Genomic DNA, 20,976 nt, shown 5'->3' with positions numbered 1-20,976 from the left:
GCCGTTCCCGGCGCGTAGCCGGGTGCCTGGCGGATGACCGCGCGCAAGGAGACATGGCCATGAACCGCCACCCGTTACACGCCCTGCCGCTGACCGCGCTGCTGCTCGGCGGCCTGCTCAGCGCCGGCGCACCGGTCTGGGCGGCGCAGCCCGCGGCCAAGGCCGAGAGCAGTACCAAGGCCGCCGCGAAAGGCAGCGAAGAGAAAACCGCCGAGGAACATCCCGGCAGCGAGCCGGGCAAGACCCAGACGCTGAAGGAGTCCGGCAACTACACCGTGACCGCTGCGCCCAGCGAACCGCTGCACCTGGAACCGCCCAAGCTGCCCGACCTCACCGGCTACACCGCCGAAGCGGTGGAGAAGAAGATCGAGCGCAAGAAGGCCGGCCGCGCCCACATCGAGCGGATGGTCCAGCAGCAGCCTCTGAAGGAATTCACCGGCGGCAAGAACCGTCTCGCCGAGTGGGTGAAGCGCCAGCGCCAGATGCCCCAGGCGATCTTCATCGACGGAGGCTACGTCAACCTCGCGGAGCTTGCCGGCAAGCTGCCGAAGACCGCCCTGGAGCAGGTCGAACCGGGCGTCTACATCGCCCGCCTGCCGATCGTCGTCAGCCAGGGCGCGACCCTGGAGATCGACGGCAAGGTCAAGGAACTGCGCCTGTCCCAGGACCGCGGCTCATTCCTGGTCAACGATGGCCAACTGTTCGTGCGCGACACCAAGGTCACCGCCTGGAACGAAGCGAAGAAAGAGCCGGCCTGGTACAAGACCCCCAACGAGTTCCGCCCCTTCCTGATCTCCTGGGGCGGCGCCGAGGCCTACCTGGTGAACAGCCATTTCACCAGCTTCGGTTACAACGCTTCCAAGGCCTACGGCATCTCCATCTCGCAGTACAGCCCTGGCATGGACAAGACCATGAAGCGCCCGCGCCCCAAAGGCTGGGTGATCGGCTCGACCTTCGAGGACGCCTGGTACGGCTTCTACTGCTACGAGGCGGACGATCTGGTGGTGCGCGGCAACACCTACAAGAACAACATCGTCTACGGCATCGACCCGCACGACCGTTCACACCGTCTGGTCATCGCCGAGAACACCGTCTACGGGACCAAGAAGAAGCACGGCATCATCGTCTCCCGTGAGGTCAACGACAGCTGGATCATCCACAACAAGACCTACGACAACCACCTCTCCGGGATCGTCCTCGACCGTAATTCCGAGCGCAACCTGGTGGCCTACAACGAGGTGTACCGCAACCACTCCGACGGCATCACGCTCTACGAGTCGGGCGACAACCTCATCTACGGCAACCAGGTGCTGGCCAACCTGCGCCACGGCATCCGCATCCGTAACAGCGTGAACATCCGCCTGTACGAGAACCTCGCGGCCGGCAACAAGCTCATCGGCGTCTACGGCCACATCAAGGACCTGACCGACACCGACCGCAACATCGACCTCGACCCCTTCGACACCAAGGTCTCGCTGATCGTGGTCGGCGGCAAGCTGGCCGGCAATGGCTCGGGCCCGCTGTCGGTGGATTCGCCGCTGTCGCTGGAGCTCTACAAGGTGGCCATGCTCGGCCCGACCAAATCTTCCGGCATCAGCTTCAACGGCGTGCTCGGCGAGAAGCAGGACCAGATCCTGGACCTGCTGGTGCGCCAGCAACGCGCGGTGCTGATCGACCCCGTCGAAAGCCAGGCCGAACTGCAGAACTGAGGACCGACCATGAACAACATGACCATCAACCTGCTGCGCCTGTCGGGCCTCTCCGCCGCCCTGCTGTTTGCCCACCAGGCCGGTGCCGCCGACGCACCGAGCTACACCGCTCAACCGGCCGCCGGCCTGTGCCCCACCGCATCCAACGACGCGGCGTACAACACCAAGTACCTGGGCTTCTTCACCCACCTGGTACCGGCGCAGGAAGACTGGCTGTTCCGCACCACCTACGACCTGCGCACCGACTTCGGCACCAGCGCCGAAGGCTGGCGCGAGCTCAAGCAGTTGCGCGACGAACTCAAGCGCAAGGGTATCGATCTGGTCGTGGTGTACCAGCCCACCCGTGGCCTGGTGAACCGCGAGAAGCTCAACCCGCAGGAGAAGGCCAGCTTCAACTACGACCTGGCGAAAAAGAACTACCAGGCGGCCATCGCACAGTTCCGCAAGGCCGGCATCTACACCCCGGACTTCTCGCCGCTGTTCGACGAGAAGCAGGAGCACCCGTACTACTTCAAGGGCGACCACCACTGGACGCCGTATGGCGCGATGCGCAGCGCGAAGATCGTCGCCGACACCCTGAAGGAAATCCCCGCCTACAACGACATTCCCAAGAAGGAATTCGAGAGCAAGCGCGTGGGCCTGCTGTCCAAGCTCGGCACCTTCCACAAGGCTGCCGCGCAGCTGTGCGGCAGCAGCTACGCCCCACAGTACGTCGACCGCTTCGAGACCGAGCCGGTGGGCGATTCGGGCGGCGGTGACCTGTTCGGTGAAGGCGGCGATGCCCAGGTTGCGCTGGTGGGTACCTCCAACAGCGGCCCGGCCTACAACTTCGCCGGCTTCCTGGAGCAGTACGGCAAGGTCGACATCCTCAACAACGCCGTGTCGGGCGGCGGCTTCGACAGCTCCCTGCTGGCCTACATGACCAGCAAGGAATTCCACGACAAGCCGCCGAAGATCCTCATCTGGGAATTCGCCACCCACTACGACATGGCGCAGAAGAGCTTCTACCGCCAGGCCATGCCGCTGGTGGACAACGGCTGCGCCGACGGCAAGCCGGCCATCAGCCGCAAGGTCAAGTTGCACGCGGGCAGCAACGAGGTGCTGCTCAACAGCGGCGCCCTGCCGATCCGCTCGGGCAGCTACACCGCCGACGTCACCTACTCCGACCCCGGCGTGCACGAGCTGAAGAACACCATCTGGTACATGAACGGTCGTCGCGAGCAGCTGAAGATCGAGCAGTCCAAGGCCGTGGATACCGGCGGACGCTACGTCTTCGAGCTGCGCAACGACGAAGACTGGTCGAACCAGCAGTTCCTCTCCCTGGAGATCGAGGCGCCGGACGACATGCCGGCGGGCCTGGAAGTCGAGGCCAAGCTCTGTCAGACGCCCAAAGCCAAGTCGGCCGACGTGGCCGCCAACTGAAGCGAGGGACAAGCACCATGCCCAGCCTCCACAAGATCAAGACCCCCGTCGTCGCCCGCATCGGCCTGACCATTGCGGTACTCGGCGCGCTGTTCGGCGAGAGCACCACCTATGCCGCCGACCTGATGCCACCGCCGGGCTACTTCTCCGCCGTCGGCGACAAGGGCAGCAAGAAAGACGCGGACAGTTGCCCCACCGCCCCGACGCCCTACACCGGCAGCCTGCAGTTCACCAGCAAGTACAAGGGTTCGGACTCGGCACGTGCCACCTTCAACGCGGATGCGGACAAGGAGTTCCGCACTCAGATCAAGGACATCACCGACATGGAGCGCGGCGCCACCAAGCTCATCACCCAGTACATGCGCAGCGGCAACAAGGGCGACCTGGACTGCGCGATGAGCTGGCTGGATGCCTGGGCGAAGGCCGGCGCGCTGGAAAGCAGTGACTACAACCACACCGGCAAGTCCATGCGCAAATGGGCCCTCGGCAGCCTGTCGTCGTCCTACATGCGCCTGAAGTTCTCCAGCAGCCGCCCACTGGCGGCCTACTCCGAGCAATCCAAGGAGATCGAGAACTGGTTCAGCACCCTGGGCAGCCAGGTGGTGCGCGACTGGAGCGACCTGCCGCTGAAGAAGATCAACAACCACTCCTACTGGGCCGCCTGGTCGGTGATGTCCACCGCTGTGGTGACCAACCGCCGCGACCTGTTCGACTGGTCGGTGCAGGAGTTCAAGGTCGCCGCCAACCAGGTGGACAACGACGGCTACCTGCCCAACGAGCTCAAGCGCCGCCAGCGTGCGCTGTCGTACCACAACTACTCGCTGCCGCCGCTGACCATGATCGCCGCCTTCGCCCAGGTGAACGGCGTCGACCTGCGCCAGGAAAACAACGGCGCCCTGCAGCGCCTGGCCAACCGCGTCATGCAAGGCGTGGATGACCAGAACGCATTCGACCAGAAAACCGGCAACGACCAGGACATGGCAGACCTGAAGGAGAACAGCAAGTTCGCCTGGCTGGAACCCTATTGCGCGCTCTACAGCTGCGCGCCGAAGACCCAGGACTGGAAGAAGAAGATGGAGCCGTTCAACAGCTTCCGCCTGGGGGGCGAAGTGACCAAGGTTTTCAACCGTCAGGGGGCGGGGAGCTGAGGCAGCGAGTGTCTCCCTGAATGACCCGTAGGGCGGATAACGCTTCGCGTAATTCGCCCGGGGACCTGTAGGAGCGAGCTTGCTCGCGAACAGCGTCTCCGAGAGCTCCAGCTCAGGGCGGCTCGCGAGCAAGCTCGCTCCTACAAAGAGCTACCCATCCCGCACACGCGGAGTACGGCAACACCCCCGACCCACGCAATCAAAGACGCGGGCGGGCGCAGCAGATTGAGCACCACATGGGGAGGAATTGGCGGGTTGCCCCGGCCTTTCCTCAAGGCGTCGAACAGACGCCGGAAGGTCCGGAGCGACTCAAGGTTTGAAGCTCCAGAGAGAGACGCGGAATGGTCTTTTCTTCCAACGTGTTCCTGTTCCTGTTCCTGCCGGTCTTCCTCGGCTTGTACTACCTGAGCGGGAACCGCTACCGGAACCTCCTGCTGCTGGTCGCCAGCTACATCTTCTACGCCTGGTGGCGGGTGGACTTCCTCCTGCTGTTCGCCGGCGTCACCGTATTCAACTACTGGATCGGCCTGCGCATCGGCGCCGCCGGCGTGCGCACCAAGGCCGCCCAGCGCTGGCTACTGCTCGGCGTGGTGGTCGACCTCTGCGTGCTGGGCTATTTCAAGTACGCCAACTTTGGCGTGGAGAGCCTCAACGAGATCATCACCTCGTTCGGCATGCAGCCCTTCGTGCTGACCCACATCCTGCTGCCCATCGGCATCAGCTTCTACACCTTCGAATCGATCAGCTACATCATCGACGTGTACCGCGGCGACACCCCGGCCACGCACAACCTGATCGACTTCGCGGCCTTCGTGGCGATCTTCCCGCACCTGATCGCCGGCCCGGTGCTGCGCTTCAAGGACCTGGTCGACCAGTTCAACCACCGTACCCACACCGTCGACAAGTTCGCCGAAGGCTGCACCCGTTTCATGCAGGGCTTCGTCAAGAAGGTGTTCATCGCCGACACCCTGGCCGCGGTGGCCGATCACTGCTTCGCCCTGCAGAACCCCACCACCGGTGACGCCTGGCTCGGCGCGCTGGCCTACACCGCGCAGCTGTACTTCGACTTCTCCGGCTACAGCGACATGGCCATCGGCCTAGGCCTGATGATGGGCTTCCGCTTCATGGAGAACTTCAACCAGCCCTATATCAGCCAGTCGATCACCGAGTTCTGGCGGCGCTGGCACATCAGCCTGTCCACCTGGCTGCGCGACTACCTGTACATCAGCCTGGGCGGCAACCGCGGCACCACCTTCCAGACCTACCGCAACCTGATCCTCACCATGCTACTGGGCGGCCTGTGGCATGGCGCCAACGTCACCTACATCATCTGGGGCGCCTGGCACGGCGTGTGGCTGGCCATCGAGCGCGCCCTGGGGGTGAACGCCGCGCCGCGCGTACTCCATCCGCTGAAGTGGGCCTTCACCTTCCTGCTGGTGATCGTCGGCTGGGTGATCTTCCGCGCCGAGAACCTGCACGTGGCCTGGCGCATGTACGAAGCCATGTTCAGCTTCGGCGACTGGAAGCTCTCCGAGCTCAACCGCGCCAGCCTCACCGGCCTGCAGGTCGGCACCCTGGTGATCGCCTACCTCGTGCTGGCCTTCTTCGGCATCCGCCAGTTCTACAACCAGCCGATGCAGGACAAGGCACCCAAGGCCGCCGCGAAGACTGAACAGGTCAACGCCGACGGCCCCGCCAGCGCGCAGCCGCGCACCCCGTCCATGGCCCGGCAGGACCCAGCCGCCATCGCCTATTCGCCCAGCGGCGACGCCGTCTACCAGCCGCACTGGATGACCCAGCTGCCGGTACTGGCTACCCGACTCGCCCTGCTCCTGCTGTTCGCCGCTTCGGTGCTCAAGCTGTCGGCGCAGAGCTACTCGCCGTTCCTTTACTTCCAGTTCTGAGCGAGGCCGGATCATGCAATCGACCACTCAACCCAAGATCAGCAAACCCCTGCAGTACGCCTACATCGCCGCCTTCGGCGGCATGCTGCTGGGCCTGGCCGGATGGTCGCTGAAGGCCTTCCCGAGCTTCTCCGCCGCCGAGGGCACCACCGTGCTCAACGGCAAGCTGGCCCACGCCTTCGAGGGCCACTACGACGACGAATTCCCCATCAAGCGCCTGGGCACCAACCTCTGGGCCGCGCTGGACTACACCGTCTTCGACGAAGGCCGCCCAGGCGTGGTGATCGGCAAGGACGGCTGGCTGTTCACCGATGAAGAGTTCAAGCCCGCGCCGACCCAGCAGCAGCTGGACGACAACTGGGCGCTGGTGCGTGGCGTGCAACAGGAGCTGGAACGCCGTGGCGTGCAGCTGGTGCTGGCGATTATTCCGGCCAAGACACGCCTGTATCCCGAGTTCGTCGGCAAGGAACAACCAGCCGCCCTGCACGCCTCCCTCTACACCGACTTCCTGCAGCGTGCCCGCCAGGCCGGCATGGCCGCGCCCGAGCTGCTGGGGACGCTGGAGAAAGCCAAGGACAACGGCCAGGTGTTCCTGCGTACCGACACCCACTGGACCCCGCTGGGCGCCGAAGCCGTGGCCCAGCGCCTGGGTGAAAGCATCCGCCAGGGCCAGGGCGCCGACCTGCCGACCCAGACCTTCGTCACCGAAGCCGGCAAGAGCGGCGCGCACAAGGGCGACCTGCTCACCTTCCTGCCGCTGGACCCGCTGTTTACCGACCTGCTGCCGGCCGAAGACCAGCTGGAACAGCGCCAGACCCACCCGGCCGACGGCGCCACCGCGACATCCGAAGGTGGCGGCGACCTGTTCGGCGACAGCGCCCAGCCGCAGATCGCCCTGGTCGGCACCAGCTACAGCGCCAACCCGCGCTGGAACTTCGCCGGGGCGCTGAAGCAGGCGTTGTCGGCGGACGTCATCAACTACGCCAAGGAGGGCAAGGGCCCCCTGGAACCAATGCTCGAACTGCTGCAGGACGAAGGTTTCAAGAAAGCCCCGGCCAAGCTGCTGGTCTGGGAATTCCCCGAACGCTACTTGCCGATGCACAGCGACCTCAGCCAGTTCAACCAGGACTGGCTGGCGCAACTGCGTGCGGACGGTAACCGCGACGAACGCCTGGCTTCCAACCAGGCCGCTCACTGACCCGAACACCCACGGCGCACCAAGCGCTGGAACTGGGCACCTCTTGTGCCCCCCAAGAGAGAAAGACGGAGGTACACCCCATGAACCGACTGAGCATTCGCACCCTGAAGTCGTCCGCCCTCGCCCTCGCCCTGGGCGCCGCTTCCTTCGGCGCCTTCGCCGGCGGTGAAGGCGCGCTCTACGGCCCGCAGGCACCCAAGGGCTCCACCTTCGTGCGGGCTTACAACGCCGGCAGCTCCGAGCTGTCCGTCAGCGTCGGCAACGCCACCCTCAACGACATCTCGCCGCTGGGCTCCAGCGACTTCAAGTTCCTCCCGCCGGGCAACTACACCGCCAAGGTCGGTTCCCAGAGCCTGCCGGTGAAGCTTGATCCGGACGCCTACTACACCCTCGTCAGCCAGCCCGGCGGCCAGCCGCGCCTGGTGCCCGAGCCGCCGTTCAAGAACAAGCAGAAGGCCCTGGTCCGCGTGCAGAACCTCAGCGGCAAGGCCCTCACCCTGAAGACCGCCGATGGCAAGACCGAAGTGGTCAGCAACGTCGCCCCGCAAAGCCACGGCGACCGCGAGATCAACCCGGTGAAAGTCAACCTCGCCCTGTTCGACGGCGCCAAGAAGGTCAGCGACCTCAAGCCCGTCACCCTCGAGCGCGGCGAAGTGGTCTGCCTCTACGTCACCGGCGACAGCAAGCTGAACCCGGTGTGGGTCAAGCGTCCGGTCAAGGCGGACTGATCTGCGCCGCTGATGGCTGCAACACGTAGGGCGAATAACCGCTTGCGCTTATCCGCCGACGGAATGACCGAGAAAGACGGCGGATAACGCTTCGCGTTATTCGCCCTACGGGAGCGGCATCACGCCTGATTCCCGAGCAGAACAACAAGACCGGCCCCACACCGGCAGCAAGACCCGTGCGCCGCAGCAACGGCAAGCACTGGAGAGGTCACCCAAACCGCAGGCCGGCCCACACGACGTGGCCCGGCAGACAGAACGCAAACGCTTAAGGAGAAACCCGATGATTCCAGTAATTCTTTCCGGTGGCAGCGGCTCGCGACTCTGGCCTCTTTCGCGCAAACAGTATCCCAAGCAGTTCCTGGCCCTGACCGGCGAACACACCCTGTTCCAGCAGACCCTCTCGCGCCTGGTGTTCGAAGGCATGGAGCCGCCGGTGGTGGTGAGCAACCAGGAGCACCGCTTCATCGTCCAGGAACAGCTCGAAGAGCTGAGCCTGAAAACCCAATCGATCCTGCTCGAGCCCTTCGGTCGCAACACCGCGCCCGCCGTCGCCATCGCCGCCATGAAGCTGATGGCCGAGGGCCGCGACGAACTGCTGCTGATCCTCCCCGCCGACCACGTGATCGAAGACCAGCGCGCCTTCCAGCGCGCCCTGGCGCTGGCCACCAACGCCGCCGAAAAGGGCGAGATGGTGCTCTTCGGCGTCCCCGCCAACCGTCCTGAAACCGGCTACGGCTACATCAAGGCCGGCGACAAGCGCGGTCTGCCGGACGGTGTGATCCGTGTCGAGCGCTTCATCGAGAAACCCGACGAAACCCGCGCCCAGCAGTTCGTCGAGGACGGCGGCTACTTCTGGAACAGCGGCATGTTCCTGTTCCGCGCCAGCCGCTTCCTCGAGGAACTGAAGAAGCACGACGCCGACATCTACGACACCTGCCTGCTGGCCCTGGAGCGCAGCCAGCACGACGGCGAGCTGATCAGCATCGACGCCGCCACCTTCGAATGCTGCCCGGACAACTCCATCGACTACGCCGTGATGGAAAAGACCCGCCGCGCCTGCGTGGTACCGCTGTCCGCCGGCTGGAACGACGTCGGCAGCTGGTCGTCGATCTGGGAAGTGCATGACAAGGACGACGACGGCAACGTCACCATGGGCGACGTGATGGTCCACGACAGCCACAACTGCCTGGTGCACGGCAACGGCAAGCTGGTGTCGGTGATCGGCCTGGAAGACATCGTGGTCGTCGAGACCAAGGACGCCATGATGATCGCCCACAAGGACCGCGTGCAGGACGTCAAGAAGGTGGTCAACCAGCTCGACGCCGCCGGCCGCAGCGAGACCCAGAACCACTGCCAGGTCTACCGTCCGTGGGGCTCCTACGACTCGGTGGACATGGGCGGGCGCTTCCAGGTCAAGCACATCACCGTCAAGCCGGGTGCACGCCTGTCGCTGCAGATGCACCACCACCGCGCCGAGCACTGGATCGTCGTTTCCGGCACCGCCCAGGTGACCTGTGACGACAAGACCTTCCTGCTCACCGAGAACCAGTCCACCTACATCCCGATCGCCTCGGTCCACCGCCTGGCCAACCCGGGCAAGATCCCGCTGGAGATCATCGAAGTGCAATCGGGCAGCTACCTGGGCGAAGACGACATCGAGCGTCTGGAAGACGTCTACGGCCGCACCACCGAGAACGTGGAACTGCAGGCTGTGGTCCGCTAAGCCCCGGGACCTGGCGCTTCCCCCCCATCGGCGCCAATGCCCTCGCACCTTGCGGTGCGGGGGCTTTTTTATGCCCGCGCGCCGGCCCGCTTTTCGTAGGAGCGAGCTTGCTCGCGAACCGCAAACGAAAGCCTTCGTAGGATGGGTGGAGCGCAGCGATACCCATGCTGCCCTGTGCACCGCCATTGATGGATATCGCTGCGCTCCACACGATCCCGCGTTGCTCTGGCGTAAAGAGCAGCCCTGATCGCGGACGGAGTCCGCTTCTACGAGTTACCTCTGCGCTTGGGCCGTCCCTCACCCTAGCCCTCTCCCAAGGCGAGAGGGGACCGTTAGGTGCAGGATGAATCCTGGGTGTCAGCCGGTACGGACTGCTCCCTCTCCCCCGGGAGAGGGCTGGGGTGAGGGGAAAGCATCGGCACGGGCTTCCCGAGAAAGACAGATGCTCCTACAGCTCAGCGTCGGCGCTGGGCGGGTTCGCGAGCAAGCTCGCTCCTACATCGAGCGGTATCATGGAGCAGCATCAACCCACCGCCGCGATGCTCCTGCTAAGGTATCCACACATCCCCCACGGAGCGCTCCATGCTGTACGGCATCCTGCTGATCGTCACCTGGATCGTCCTGCTGATCCGCTACCCCTCCCGCGCCCTGCCGATCTCCGGCGCCGGGCTGGTTGGATTGGCCTGTGTGATCGCCATCGCCATCTGGCAGGACAACAGCGACGCGCGCCAACTCCAGCATCTGGAACTGCGCATCGCCTACCAGCCGGAGCAGTGCCCCGCCGACCGCCCATTGGCCATTAGCCTGAAAAACGGTTCGCACCGCCCATTGCTGGAGCTGCGCTGGAAGGTCGCCGCCTACCGCCCTGGCGACACCACCGACCTTGCCGAAAACCTCTACGAGGCTCCGCGCTATCGCGGCCCCGGCGCGCTGCTCGCCGGTGACAGCTGGAACGACTGCCTGCCGCTGCCGCCGCTGCGCCCCGGTTATCGCGCCAGCACCCTGGAGTTCCGCGCCGAACGAGTGAACGGTCGCTTCGGCAACTGATTCACCTGCCCCGCACAATCCGGTACGGTAGTCCCGCCCACAGCCCAAGGACTGCCAGACCATGCCCCAGCCCGTCGCCCTCATCACCGGTTGCTCCAGCGGTATCGGCCGCGCCCTTGCCGATGCCTTCCAGGCCGCCGGATACCAGGTCTGGGCCACCGCCCGCCGCGATGAAGACGTTGCCGCCCTTGGCCAGGCGGGCTTTCGCGGCGTGCTGCTGGATGTCAACGACGAACCCGCCGTGGAGCGCCTTGCCGAGCAGTTACTGCACGAAGCCGGCGGCCTCGATGTGCTGATCAACAACGCCGGCTACGGCGCCATGGGCCCGTTGCTCGACGGCGGCAGCCAGGCAATCCGCAAACAATTCGAGACCAACGTGTTCGCCGTGGTCGGTGTCACCCGCGCGCTGTTCCCCGCCCTGCGCGCCCGGCGCGGGCTGGTGGTGAACATCGGCAGCGTGTCCGGGGTACTGGTCACGCCCTTCGCCGGCGCGTACTGCGCATCGAAAGCCGCCGTGCATGCCCTGAACGACGCACTGCGCCTGGAGCTTGCACCCTTCGGCATCGAGGTGATGGAAGTGCAGCCGGGCGCCATTGCCTCCAATTTCGGCGCCAACGCCAGCCGTGAGATGGCCGCGGTGGTCAGCGAGAAATCCGCCTGGTGGCCGCTGCGCCAATTCATCCAGGCGCGCGCTGCCGCGTCCCAGGACAAACCCACCCCGGCCACTGACTTCGCCCGCGAGCTGTTGGCCGCTGTGCAGAAATCCCCGCGCCCGCGCCTGGTGCGCATCGGCAACGGCAGCCGGGCCCTGCCCCTGCTCTCACGCTGGGTGCCCGCCGGCCTGCTGGACAAGGTGCTGAAGAAACGCTTCGGTCTCGACGGGCAACTCTGATGCATTACCAGGTCCGCTACCTCGCCCTTGCCGGCATCCTCGCCGCCTTCTTCCTCAACGTGGTGGCACGCGGGCTGCTGCGGGTCGGCGGTGTGCCGGCGACCTTGCTGGTGGCAGCCGTGATCGCCGCCGCCATGGCCTTCTGGTTCGCTCGCCGGCACAAGCGACTGGCGGAGACCGCTGAACGCTGGCGGCTGACCGCCCTGTACGGCGGCGGCCTGGCCCTGCTCTACGCCATCCTGGTCGGCATGGCGGCATGGAAGAACACGCCCAGCCCGGCAGCCCTGCTGCTCTATTTCCTCAATTACCTGTGCTATCCGCTGTGCGTCTGGTGGTTCTTCCGCCCCGGCGTGCTGGTGCGCTTCCTGCCGGCCGACAGGCGCTGAGCGGGCTTCACGCTTTCTTCACCTGCATTTCATCCGGGCACGACCCGACCCCGCCTAAGGTGACGCAGACCTTGGAGGAGTCCCCATGTCCCTGCCCCAGATTCTCCGCGGCGCCATCGCCGCCGCCCTGCTGAGCACTGCCCTGCAGAGCATTAGCCCGCTTGCCCTGGCCGCCGGCACAACGCCGTCCGACTGGGCCAAGCCCGTGGACAAGTCGCTCAACCTCTACCAGATGTCGCCGACCCTCTACCGCAGCGCGCTGCCCGGCAGCGCCGACCTGCCCGAACTGCAGCGCCTGCAGGTAAAGACCGTGGTGAGTTTCATCAAGGACGACGACCGCGAATGGATCGGCCAGCAGAACATCGAGGCAGTGAGCTTCCCGACCCATGCCGACCGCGTCGACGACGCCGATGTCCTGAAGGTCCTGCGCATCCTGCAAAGCGCTGAACAGAACGGTCCGGTGCTGATGCACTGCAAGCACGGACGCGACCGCACCGGCCTGTTCGCCGCCATGTACCGCACGGTGATCCAGGGCTGGAGCAAGGAGGACGCGCTCAAGGAAATGACCCAGGGCGGCTATGGCAGCGAAGATGACATGACCGACGCCATCGCCTATGTGCAGAAAGCCGACATCGGTCAGCTGCAGCAGGCCCTGGCAAGTGGCGAATGCAGCACCTCGGCCTTTGCTGGCTGCCAGCTCAAGGGGTGGCTGGCGGATACCTTCGGCGAGGAGCGCGCGCCGCATCCGGCGCACTGATCGGCGGCCTGTCACACCGATTCGGCGAGAGTGCGGTAGTTTATCCCCACCTTCACCGTTTCACAGGCACGCCATGACCTCTTCCCGCTTCAGCGCCGTCACCCACACCCGCTATATCGACCACGCCGGCCTGGATGCCTTCTGCGCTGACTACGACGGCTTCCTGCTCGACCTCTGGGGTGTACTGATCGACGGCGTCGACGTCTTCCCCGGCGCCCTCGACTGGCTCGCCCGCCGCGCCGCCGAAGGCAAGCCGGTATGGTTCCTCAGCAATGCCTCGCGCAGCGTCCCGGAGATGGCCGACACCCTGGTGCGGCTGGGCGTCTCCCGCGAGCTGTTCGCCGGCATCACCACCTCCGGCCAGTTGGCCATCGACGCCTTCACCCATGAACGCGAATTCCAGCGCGGCGGTATCTACACCGTCGGCGTCGGTGATGCGCTGACCACCTGGCCGGCGGAAATCCGCGAGCGCTTCTGCGACGACATCCATGCCGCGTCGATGATCCTTGGCGTCGGCAGCTTCCCGCAGGACGAACTGGAAGAGCGCTTCGCCCCGTTGCGTGGCGCCACCGAAAAACCGTTCCTGTGCGCGAACCCGGACCGTGTGGTGGTCTCCGGCGGCCAGACGGTGTTCGGCGCCGGTCGCCTGGCCGAAGCCTTCGCCGAGGAAGGCGGCAAGGTTCACTGGTACGGCAAGCCCGATCCCTCCGCCTTCCGCATCGCCCAGCGACAGTTGGAGGCGCGCGGCGCGAAGCACATCCTGTTCGTCGGTGACTCGCTGGTGACCGACGTCCCCGGAGCGCTGGCCGCACGCATCGACACACTCTGGCTGGCCGCCACCGGCATCCACCGCCAGGCGCTGGGCGTGCCGTTCAATGGCGAGCTGGACGCGGAAAAAACCAATGCGCTGCTCGATGGTTACCCAGTTCGTCCGCACTTTGCCGCGCCAGGGCTGGTCTGAGTTCAGGACAATCGCCTGAGCCCGACCGCCCATGAACGAATTGATCGACCTGCTGCAATGGCCCGCCATGCTGGTCACCGTCCTCGCCGCCTGGCTGGTCGGCTCCCGCGAGCGCAAGCGGCGCAAGATCGGCTTCTGGGTCTTCCTCGCCAGCAACGCCCTGTGGATCGCCTGGGGCATCCCGGCCCAGGCATACGCGCTGGTGATCCTGCAGCTGTGCCTGGCAGCGATGAATATTCGCGGCAGCTACAAGAACCGCCAGGGCGAGCAGGCCGAGGGCTGAACCGCTTTCGTAGGAGCGAGCTTGCTCGCGAACCGATTGCGCTGCAGGGTTGTTCGCGAGCAACGAATGTACGCCCCCTCGATCCTACAAAATCAAAAGCCCCTCACCCTAACCCTCTCCCGCAAGCGGGAGAGGGGACCGATCGGTACAGGCGAAAAACCACAGCGTCAGCCGGCACGATCAGCCCCCTCTCCCTCCGGGAGAGGGTTGGGGTGAGGGCTGCCCGAGCACCGGAAACGCTTACGGCATTGAGCCAGAAGAAAAACGGGAGCCGAAGCTCCCGTTTTCATTCACCCGCCCCGATCACTGCGCCGTCGCAGTCGCGCCATCGGAATGCTCGGCGTTGCCGCTCTGCGGATTGACGATCACGGTGGCGGTGATGCCCGCCGCCAGCAGCACGCCGTCCGGCACTTCGTCGATGTGGATGCGCACCGGCACGCGCTGGGCCAGGCGTACCCAGTTGAAGGTCGGGTTGACGTCGGCCACCAGCTCACGGCTCTCGGGGTTGTCGCGGTCGTAGATGGCGCGGGCGATGCTTTCGACGTGGCCCTTCAGGCGCTCGCCGCTCATCAGTTGCAGTTCGGCCGGATCGCCGACACGGATGTGCGGCAGCTTGGTCTCTTCGAAGTAGCCGTAGATCCAGTAGGAGTTCTCGTCGACCACGGCCATCTTCGCTTCGCCAACGCGAGCGTAGTCGCCACGGTGCACGTTGAGGTTGGTCACGTAGCCGTCCACCGAGGCGCGAACCTGGGTGCGTTCCAGGTTCAGCTTGGCGGCGTCCAGCGCGGCCAGGGCCTGCTGGTAGTCGGCCTCGGAGGCGGCTGCGGTGTTGCTGGCGTCGTCCAGGCTCTCGCGGGAGACCACTTCCTCGTCCATGGCGCGGCGGCGCTTGGCATTGAGCTGGCGCATCTGCAGGGTGGCCTTGCGCGAGGCGACCAGGGCTTCGGCCTGCTTCACGGCGATCTGGTAGTGATCCGGGTCGATCTGCATCAGCAGGTCGCCTTTCTTCACCTGCTGGTTGTCGCGCACCGGTACGTCGACCACCACGCCGGAGACGTCGGCGGCGACGTTGATGATGTCGGCGCGCACCCGGCCGTCGCGGGTCCAGGGCGTATCCATGTAGTTCACCCAGAGGGCGCGGCCGATCAACGCGGCGACCGCCAGGATGATCAGGGTCGCCAGCAGGCTGATGATGGATTTGAGAGTCATGGGTGCACGCTCGTTACTTATAGATAGTGAGGGACAGCCCGCCGAACAGGCAGGCGAACAGGCACACTCGGAACAGCGCCGGGTGCCAGGTGTAGCGGTACAGACCGACGGAAGCGAGGATGCGGTCGATGCCCCAGCAGATCACGGCGGCAACGAGGAACATCAGGGTCAGGGTCGGCATGTAGACCCCGTGGAACGCGATCTCGCGGGGCAGGTCAGGCAACATGGGTGATCTTTCCTGAAGAGGTTTCACCGTCGCGCAGCGGCGACTGTGGGTCGAGCAGGCTGCTGCGGATGAAGTGCAGGTAGCTGAGCACGCGGCGCAGCGGCGAGCTTTCGAAGTCCGGGGCGCGCGGCTCGTCGGTGGTCTTCACGCAATCGATGGCCTGTTCCACGGCGGCCAGGGCGCGCTCGCGGTTGGCCTCGCAGGGTTTGACGAACAGGCGGATCAGCGCACGGCCCATGGTACGGATCGACTGCCGCCAGGGCGTCGACTCGGCATAGCAGGGCTCGGCCGGCAGGTTCTCCTGCTCGACGCGCAGTTCGATGATCGAGTGGCCGATTTCCAGCACCACGAAGGTCCAGCGCAGCAGCCGGCGCTGCATCTGTGGGCTGCGCGCGGCCACGCCATAAGCCTGGTTGAGCAGGTCGCGGGTGCCGCTCTCGAAGGACGAGACGAGGCCGTCGAGCCTGCCGCTGATGGCTTCCACCACGCGCAGGCGCAGGTCTTTCTCCAGGCGGCGCCAGAGCCAGGCACTGGTCGGCGGCATGATCACCGCGGCGACGACCGCGGCCAGGCTCTGCGACAGCACCAGGGCGATGTACTCGTTGAGCATGCGGCCCGGATCGTAGACGGTGAGGTTCGCCGGGATCGCGCCGAAGCTGAAGAACACCAGCAGGCCCAGGCCGTAGCCGGCGTACTTGGGCTTGATCGAGAAGAACGCGCCCAGCGCGAACACCGGTGCCAGGGCGAACGCCAGCAGGGCGAAGCCGTCCAGGTGCGGGAACACGAAGAAGGTTTCCGAGAAGCCGAGAATCGCCGCGAAGAAGGTACCCACGGCCATCTGCATGGCCATTTTCGCCGGGTCCGGTGCGGCCGATACCAGCGCGGCGACGGCCGCGGCGTTGAGCACGAAGGTGCTGCCGCTGGGCCAGGCGGTCTCGATCCAGAACAGGCCGAACACCAGCACCATCAGCGCGGTGCGGCCGCCCGCCACCAGCGAGGCGACCAGGTTGGCCTTGGGCGAGAAGCCATGCTTCCAGTTCTCCCGCTCGTGCTTGTGCGCAGCCAGGGAGGCGTGGGTCAGGGCGTAATTGTAGAGGTCGTCGGCCAGGCGGTAGAGCAGCTCGCCGGCGGTGTTGTAGTCGAGCAGCGCGGCAGGATCATCCTGCTCGTCCAACAGTTGCGCACGACCGGCGCGGATGCACTGCATCATCCGCGTACGATGGCTTTCCAGCTGCGCGGCGAGGCGCTCGGCATCGCGGTCAGTAACCGACTGGCCGCGCCATGGGGCGAGCACCTGGGCCAGTTCGTCCAGGCACGGCTGCAGGGCGCGCAGCACGGCGTCGGCTTCCTGCGCGCGCAGACGCGCCAGCAACTGGTGCAGCGCGTGATAGCGGGTGGTGAGGACCATGAACTCGTTGTTCAGGCGCGACAGGCGGCCGGAACGCAGGCGCATGTGCGGGTCTTCGAAACGGGTGACGCTGCGCAGCGCTTCCAGGCCAACGGCCTGGGAAGCAAAGGCCACGTTGGACGCCTCGAACTTGCTGCGATCACCGCCGCCGAGGTTGTCCAGGACGAAGCCGGCGAAGGCACCGAAACGCTGGTACAGCGCGCTGCGCATGGCGGTGCTGGAGGTCTGCGGGAACAGCGTGGCGCTGACCACCATGGAGCAGAGAATCCCCAGGCTGATTTCCAGCACGCGCCAGATCGCCGACATGAACGCGGCTTCCGGATGCAGCGTGGCGGGCAGGCCGATCAGCGTGGCAGTGTAGCCGGCGAGCACGCAGGCGTAGGAGCGGAAGTCGCGGTAGCGCGCGGCGCCGACGGTGCACAGGCCGATCCACAGCGCCGAGACCAGCAGGAACAGCTCGCGCTGCTGGGCGAAGATGGCGATCAGCGCGACCATCACGGTCAAGCCGACCACACTGCCGAGAATCCGGTAGAAGCTCTTGGCGAACACCTGGCCGCTCTGCGGCTGCATGACGATGAACACGGTGATGGTCGCCGTGCTTGGCTGCGGCAGCTCCAGGCGCATCGCCAGCCACAGCGTCAGCAGCGCGGCGAGCAGCACCTTGGCGATGTACACCCAGGTGACCCCGTCGCTGCGGCCCCACTCCAGCAGCGCGCGACGCAGGGCGTCGAGCGGTGTCGGATGGGCGCTGAAGTCGTTCGCCGCCATATCAGCGCCCGGCTCCCTGGGCCGCGCGGACGTCGACGGTTTCCGGGACCATCTTGTGCTCCTTCGGGCCTTCCTGCTTGTCCATCAGGCCGCCGCCGAGGGCAACGACAAGGCCGGCATGGGTGGCCAGGCGTGCGGCGCGAACCTGCTGTTCCACCAATTGCTGCTGGAACAGGCGGGTCTGCGCGTTGAGCACGTTGAGGTAGTCGGTCAGACCGCCCCGGTACGCCTTGGTGGCGATGTCGTAGGTGCGCTGGGCCGACGCCACGGACTTCTCGGCGAAGCCCTGCTGCAGCTCCATGGAGTGCATGCGGATCAGGTGATCGGAAATGCCCTTGAGCGCGTTGATCAGCGTCTGGTTGTACTGCGCCACGGCGGCGTCGTAGCCCGCCGATTCCTGGCTCAGCTGCGAGCGACGGCGACCGCCGTCGAAGATCGGCAGGGAGATGGCCGGGCCGACGCCGTAGGTGAATTTCTCGGCATTGAGGAATTCCAGCATGCCGCCGCCGACCGCGCTGTAGCCGATGCTCGCGACCAGGTCGACGTTGGGGTAGAACTCGGCGCGGGCGACGTCCACGCCCTTGGCTTGCGCGGCAACTTTCCAGCGGCTGGCGACCACGTCCGGGCGATGGCCGAGCAGTTCCATCGGCAGCTTGCTGGGCAGGCCGGGGCCCTCGGCGAGCTTGAGGCTCGGGCGCCGGATCGAGGCGCCGGCGCCGGGGCCTTTGCCGGCCAGGGCGGCGATCTGGTTGCGGGTCAGCTGGATTTCCTCGTCTACCGCTTCGATCTTGCGTTCGGTTTCCGGCAGCGGGACTTCCGCCTGGCTGACTTCGAAATGCGTGCCGATGCCGCCATCGAGGCGGCGCTGGGCCAGGGCGAGGATGCCCTGTTGCTGAGCCAGCATGGCCTTGCCGATGTCCAGCTCGGCGTATTGCAGCGACAGCTGGATGTAGGCGCGGACGATATTGCTCTCCAGCTCCAGCTGGGCCACGCGCGCCTCGGCGGCAGTCATCTTGGCGATGTCGACGTAGCGCTCGGTGTTGCTGCGCTCGCGGCCCCAGAGGTCGAGCGAATAACTCAGGCCCAGGGCAGCGTTGTTGTTCCAGGTGGTGGTGTCGGCAAGCTCGCCCGGGCCGTAGAAGTAGTCGGTCGGCCAGCGGTGGCGGGTCAGCGAAGCATCGCCGCTGATCTGCGGCGACTCGGCGGACTCGGCGACGCCAGCCATGGCCATGGCCATGCGCACCCGCGCCTCGGCCTGGGCCAGGGTCGGGCTGCCGTCCAGCGCAGTCTGCACCCAGCTATTCAACTGCGGATCACCATAGGCGCGCCACCACTGCTCGGCGGGCCAGCCAGCTTCCTGGTTGGCGTGCGCGATGGCGGCGTCGGTGGCCAGCTCGGTGTCGCCCAGGCGCTGTTCCTGCGGGGCGATGCCGTTGGTGCTGATACATCCGGCGATTGTTGAAAAAATGACAAAGGAGCCGACGAACGTCAGTCCTTTCACGAGGTGACGCGACACGGTGGAGGTCCTGGAAGTGGTCTAGCTATTCAGAGTAGGGCTTTTACGCGTGGAGAGCCGGCAAAGCCAGTTGCGGCGATTGAATTCTAGAGACGGGAAAGGGAACGGATAAGCCGGCTGTTTTGTGATTGTTTATTACCGATAATGAAACAATGTGTGTCGCCATCCATGTGACAATAGGCCGCCCCCGCTCTGCTCCGCGCATTGCCACTCATCAAGGACATGCCGGCGGCGGCGACGTATCGCTTCATTGGCGTCGCCACCCGGGACAGACGCCCCACCGACGAGGCCCCAATGGACACACTGCAGACCATGCGTGCGTTCGCCTGTGTCGCGGAAACCGGTAGTTTCACCGCCGCCGCGCAGCAGCTGAACACCACCACCGCCTACGTATCCCGCGCGGTCGCCAATCTGGAATCGCACCTGCGGACCCGCCTGCTCAACCGCACCACCCGGCGCATCGCCCTGACCGAGGCCGGCCAGCGCTACCTGCTGCGCTGCGAGCAGATCCTCGCCTACGTCGAGGAAGCCGAGGCCGAGGCCAGCGATGCCCACGCCCGTCCCGCCGGCCGCCTGCGCGTGCACTCGATGACCGGCATCGGCCAGCATTATGTGATCCGCGCCATCGCCAATTACCGCCAGCAGCACCCGGACGTGACCTTCGAGCTGACCATGGCCAACCGCGTGCCGGACCTGCTCGACGAAGGCTTCGACGTGGCCATCGTGGTCGCCTCGGAACTGCCCGATTCGGGCCTGGTGTCGCAGCGCATCGGCGAGACCTACAGCATTCTCTGCGCCTCGCCCGACTACCTGGCCCGACGCGGCACACCGAAGACGCCCACCGAACTGATGGAGCACGACTGCCTGCGCCTGATCAGCCCGGTGCTGCCACTGGACAAATGGCTGTTCGACGGCCCCAACGGCCAGGAAATGATCACCCTCGGTCCCTCGCCGTTTCAGGTCAACGTCGGCGACGCCATGACCGAGGCCATCGGCTCGGGCATGGGCATCAGCGCCCTGCCCGTCTACTCGGCGATCGACGGCCTACGCGATGGCTCGCTGGTGCGCGTGCTGCCGCACTACAAGCTGCAGATTCTCAACGTCTACGCGCTGTATCCGTCGCGGCAGTACCTGGACGCGAAGATCAAGACCTGGGTAGCCTACCTGCGCGAGAACCTCCCCGGCGTACTCCAGGCCGATGGCGCCGGCCTCGCCGATGTGGGACCCTGACCAGCCTTTTCGTCGTGTTTCGCGGGCAAGCTCACTGTGTAACTCCCTACCCCGGTGTTCAGTGAGCTTGCCCGCGAACCCATCTTCCTAACTGCGCTCACCTCTATCTTTCCTACCTAGATATCGGTTCGGCCCACCGTAAGAAGCGTCAATTTCATCTCTCTTTTTTGGGTAAAACTCTAGGGCCTATTTGTGCTGGAGAATCCCATGATCAATCTGATAAAACGTGTTGCTATCGGTTCCGCCCTCACTTATTTCTGCTACATCGGCCTAGCTAGCATCCCAGAACCATCAGAAGATGTGGCCCGCGGTTCGTTCGAGGTGGCTGGCTCTACTTTGAAAGGCATCTTTTCTAGGCTTTTCGACCACGTTCGATAATCGCCCACCGCGCACGCAAGCCTTGCGCCGCTCTGGCTCGGCAATGGTAGGGTTAAGCCCCCTCCGCCTCCCTACCGTCCGAG

19 protein-coding genes are annotated in these 20,976 nt (G+C 65.5%); 15 read left to right on the top strand and 4 right to left on the bottom strand.

Annotated features, from left to right (window positions below; translation table 11 throughout):
• Window positions 1-59 precede the first annotated feature (59 nt).
• From algG to L6D89_RS08965, 13 genes are all read left to right on the top strand, one after another.
• Entirely contained in the window at window positions 60-1,709 is a 1,650-nt protein-coding gene (algG, locus tag L6D89_RS09025; protein WP_373874937.1) for a mannuronan 5-epimerase AlgG, read from the top strand.
• 9 nt (window positions 1,710-1,718) lie between these two features.
• A complete protein-coding gene (locus tag L6D89_RS09020; protein WP_236172802.1) occupies window positions 1,719-3,131 on the top strand; it encodes an alginate O-acetyltransferase in 1,413 nt (470 codons plus the stop codon).
• Between the two features lie 35 nt (window positions 3,132-3,166).
• Window positions 3,167-4,279 (top strand): mannuronate-specific alginate lyase, encoded by a 1,113-nt coding sequence (locus L6D89_RS09015; RefSeq protein ID WP_236199642.1) that lies wholly within the window; start codon window positions 3,167-3,169, stop codon window positions 4,277-4,279.
• A gap of 341 nt (window positions 4,280-4,620) precedes the next feature.
• Complete coding sequence (locus tag L6D89_RS09010; RefSeq protein WP_236199423.1) at window positions 4,621-6,183, top strand: MBOAT family O-acyltransferase; 1,563 nt, start codon at window positions 4,621-4,623, stop codon at window positions 6,181-6,183.
• Window positions 6,184-6,196: 13 nt separating this feature from the next.
• A complete protein-coding gene (locus tag L6D89_RS09005) occupies window positions 6,197-7,381 on the top strand; it encodes an alginate O-acetyltransferase (protein ID WP_236199422.1) in 1,185 nt (394 codons plus the stop codon).
• An 80-nt stretch (window positions 7,382-7,461) separates the two neighbouring features.
• On the top strand, window positions 7,462-8,109 hold the full coding sequence (locus L6D89_RS09000) for an alginate O-acetyltransferase AlgF (protein WP_024765849.1): 648 nt from the start codon (window positions 7,462-7,464) through the stop codon (window positions 8,107-8,109).
• Window positions 8,110-8,389: 280 nt separating this feature from the next.
• Window positions 8,390-9,832: a mannose-1-phosphate guanylyltransferase/mannose-6-phosphate isomerase gene (locus L6D89_RS08995; protein WP_236199421.1), complete on the top strand. Its 1,443-nt coding sequence runs from the start codon at window positions 8,390-8,392 to the stop codon at window positions 9,830-9,832.
• 582 nt (window positions 9,833-10,414) lie between these two features.
• Window positions 10,415-10,879 (top strand): multidrug transporter, encoded by a 465-nt coding sequence (locus L6D89_RS08990; RefSeq protein ID WP_236172808.1) that lies wholly within the window; start codon window positions 10,415-10,417, stop codon window positions 10,877-10,879.
• Between the two features lie 61 nt (window positions 10,880-10,940).
• Window positions 10,941-11,771: an SDR family oxidoreductase gene (locus L6D89_RS08985; RefSeq protein WP_236199420.1), complete on the top strand. Its 831-nt coding sequence runs from the start codon at window positions 10,941-10,943 to the stop codon at window positions 11,769-11,771.
• Window positions 11,771-12,157 carry a hypothetical protein gene (locus L6D89_RS08980; RefSeq protein ID WP_236199419.1) on the top strand — a complete coding sequence of 129 codons (387 nt, stop codon included), beginning with the start codon at window positions 11,771-11,773 and terminating at the stop codon, window positions 12,155-12,157. Before L6D89_RS08985 ends, L6D89_RS08980 begins: the two co-directional genes overlap by 1 nt.
• Window positions 12,158-12,242: 85 nt before the next feature.
• Complete coding sequence (locus L6D89_RS08975) at window positions 12,243-12,914, top strand: dual specificity protein phosphatase family protein (RefSeq protein WP_236199418.1); 672 nt, start codon at window positions 12,243-12,245, stop codon at window positions 12,912-12,914.
• Window positions 12,915-12,987: 73 nt separating this feature from the next.
• The gene (locus L6D89_RS08970; protein WP_236199417.1) at window positions 12,988-13,875 is read left to right on the top strand and encodes a TIGR01459 family HAD-type hydrolase; all 888 of its coding nucleotides are present in this window, start codon (window positions 12,988-12,990) and stop codon (window positions 13,873-13,875) included.
• Window positions 13,876-13,906: 31 nt separating this feature from the next.
• Entirely contained in the window at window positions 13,907-14,158 is a 252-nt protein-coding gene (locus tag L6D89_RS08965; protein WP_236199416.1) for a hypothetical protein, read from the top strand.
• Between the two features lie 303 nt (window positions 14,159-14,461).
• Here the strand turns inward: L6D89_RS08965 and L6D89_RS08960 are convergent, their stop codons facing one another.
• The 4 genes from L6D89_RS08960 to L6D89_RS08945 are packed head-to-tail and all read right to left on the bottom strand — an operon-like array spanning window position 14,462 to window position 19,285.
• Entirely contained in the window at window positions 14,462-15,367 is a 906-nt protein-coding gene (locus L6D89_RS08960; protein ID WP_236199415.1) for an efflux RND transporter periplasmic adaptor subunit, read from the bottom strand.
• Between the two features lie 13 nt (window positions 15,368-15,380).
• Window positions 15,381-15,581 carry a DUF1656 domain-containing protein gene (locus tag L6D89_RS08955; RefSeq protein ID WP_045211321.1) on the bottom strand — a complete coding sequence of 67 codons (201 nt, stop codon included), beginning with the start codon at window positions 15,579-15,581 and terminating at the stop codon, window positions 15,381-15,383.
• A gap of 1 nt (window position 15,582) precedes the next feature.
• The gene (locus tag L6D89_RS08950) at window positions 15,583-17,769 is read right to left on the bottom strand and encodes an FUSC family protein (protein ID WP_236199414.1); all 2,187 of its coding nucleotides are present in this window, start codon (window positions 17,767-17,769) and stop codon (window positions 15,583-15,585) included.
• 1 nt (window position 17,770) lies between these two features.
• Window positions 17,771-19,285: an efflux transporter outer membrane subunit gene (locus L6D89_RS08945; RefSeq protein WP_373874936.1), complete on the bottom strand. Its 1,515-nt coding sequence runs from the start codon at window positions 19,283-19,285 to the stop codon at window positions 17,771-17,773.
• A 294-nt stretch (window positions 19,286-19,579) separates the two neighbouring features.
• Here L6D89_RS08945 and L6D89_RS08940 point away from each other — a divergent pair, with 294 nt between their 5' ends.
• Together L6D89_RS08940 and L6D89_RS08935 are read left to right on the top strand one after the other, a co-directional pair.
• Window positions 19,580-20,515 (top strand): LysR family transcriptional regulator, encoded by a 936-nt coding sequence (locus L6D89_RS08940; RefSeq protein WP_236172816.1) that lies wholly within the window; start codon window positions 19,580-19,582, stop codon window positions 20,513-20,515.
• A 207-nt stretch (window positions 20,516-20,722) separates the two neighbouring features.
• Window positions 20,723-20,893, top strand: a complete 171-nt coding sequence (locus tag L6D89_RS08935; protein ID WP_236199413.1) for a hypothetical protein — start codon at window positions 20,723-20,725, stop codon at window positions 20,891-20,893.
• Window positions 20,894-20,976: the final 83 nt, after the last annotated feature.

It is taken from the genome of Pseudomonas pseudonitroreducens (assembly GCF_021603645.1).
GTDB lineage: Bacteria > Pseudomonadota > Gammaproteobacteria > Pseudomonadales > Pseudomonadaceae > Pseudomonas > Pseudomonas pseudonitroreducens.
The sequence above is the reverse complement of the archived record's forward strand: the minus strand, read 5'-3'. Positions and strand labels throughout refer to the sequence as shown.

Coding starts and splice junctions, on each gene's coding strand:
- algG (WP_373874937.1), top strand. CDS start 60: ATGAACCGCCACCCGTTACACGCCCTGCCGCTGACCGCGCTGCTGCTC.
- L6D89_RS09020 (WP_236172802.1), top strand. CDS start 1,719: ATGAACAACATGACCATCAACCTGCTGCGCCTGTCGGGCCTCTCCGCC.
- L6D89_RS09010 (WP_236199423.1), top strand. CDS start 4,621: ATGGTCTTTTCTTCCAACGTGTTCCTGTTCCTGTTCCTGCCGGTCTTC.
- L6D89_RS09005 (WP_236199422.1), top strand. CDS start 6,197: ATGCAATCGACCACTCAACCCAAGATCAGCAAACCCCTGCAGTACGCC.
- L6D89_RS09000 (WP_024765849.1), top strand. CDS start 7,462: ATGAACCGACTGAGCATTCGCACCCTGAAGTCGTCCGCCCTCGCCCTC.
- L6D89_RS08995 (WP_236199421.1), top strand. CDS start 8,390: ATGATTCCAGTAATTCTTTCCGGTGGCAGCGGCTCGCGACTCTGGCCT.
- L6D89_RS08990 (WP_236172808.1), top strand. CDS start 10,415: ATGCTGTACGGCATCCTGCTGATCGTCACCTGGATCGTCCTGCTGATC.
- L6D89_RS08985 (WP_236199420.1), top strand. CDS start 10,941: ATGCCCCAGCCCGTCGCCCTCATCACCGGTTGCTCCAGCGGTATCGGC.
- L6D89_RS08980 (WP_236199419.1), top strand. CDS start 11,771: ATGCATTACCAGGTCCGCTACCTCGCCCTTGCCGGCATCCTCGCCGCC.
- L6D89_RS08975 (WP_236199418.1), top strand. CDS start 12,243: ATGTCCCTGCCCCAGATTCTCCGCGGCGCCATCGCCGCCGCCCTGCTG.
- L6D89_RS08970 (WP_236199417.1), top strand. CDS start 12,988: ATGACCTCTTCCCGCTTCAGCGCCGTCACCCACACCCGCTATATCGAC.
- L6D89_RS08965 (WP_236199416.1), top strand. CDS start 13,907: ATGAACGAATTGATCGACCTGCTGCAATGGCCCGCCATGCTGGTCACC.
- L6D89_RS08960 (WP_236199415.1), bottom strand. CDS start 15,367: ATGACTCTCAAATCCATCATCAGCCTGCTGGCGACCCTGATCATCCTG.
- L6D89_RS08950 (WP_236199414.1), bottom strand. CDS start 17,769: ATGGCGGCGAACGACTTCAGCGCCCATCCGACACCGCTCGACGCCCTG.
- L6D89_RS08940 (WP_236172816.1), top strand. CDS start 19,580: ATGGACACACTGCAGACCATGCGTGCGTTCGCCTGTGTCGCGGAAACC.
- L6D89_RS08935 (WP_236199413.1), top strand. CDS start 20,723: ATGATCAATCTGATAAAACGTGTTGCTATCGGTTCCGCCCTCACTTAT.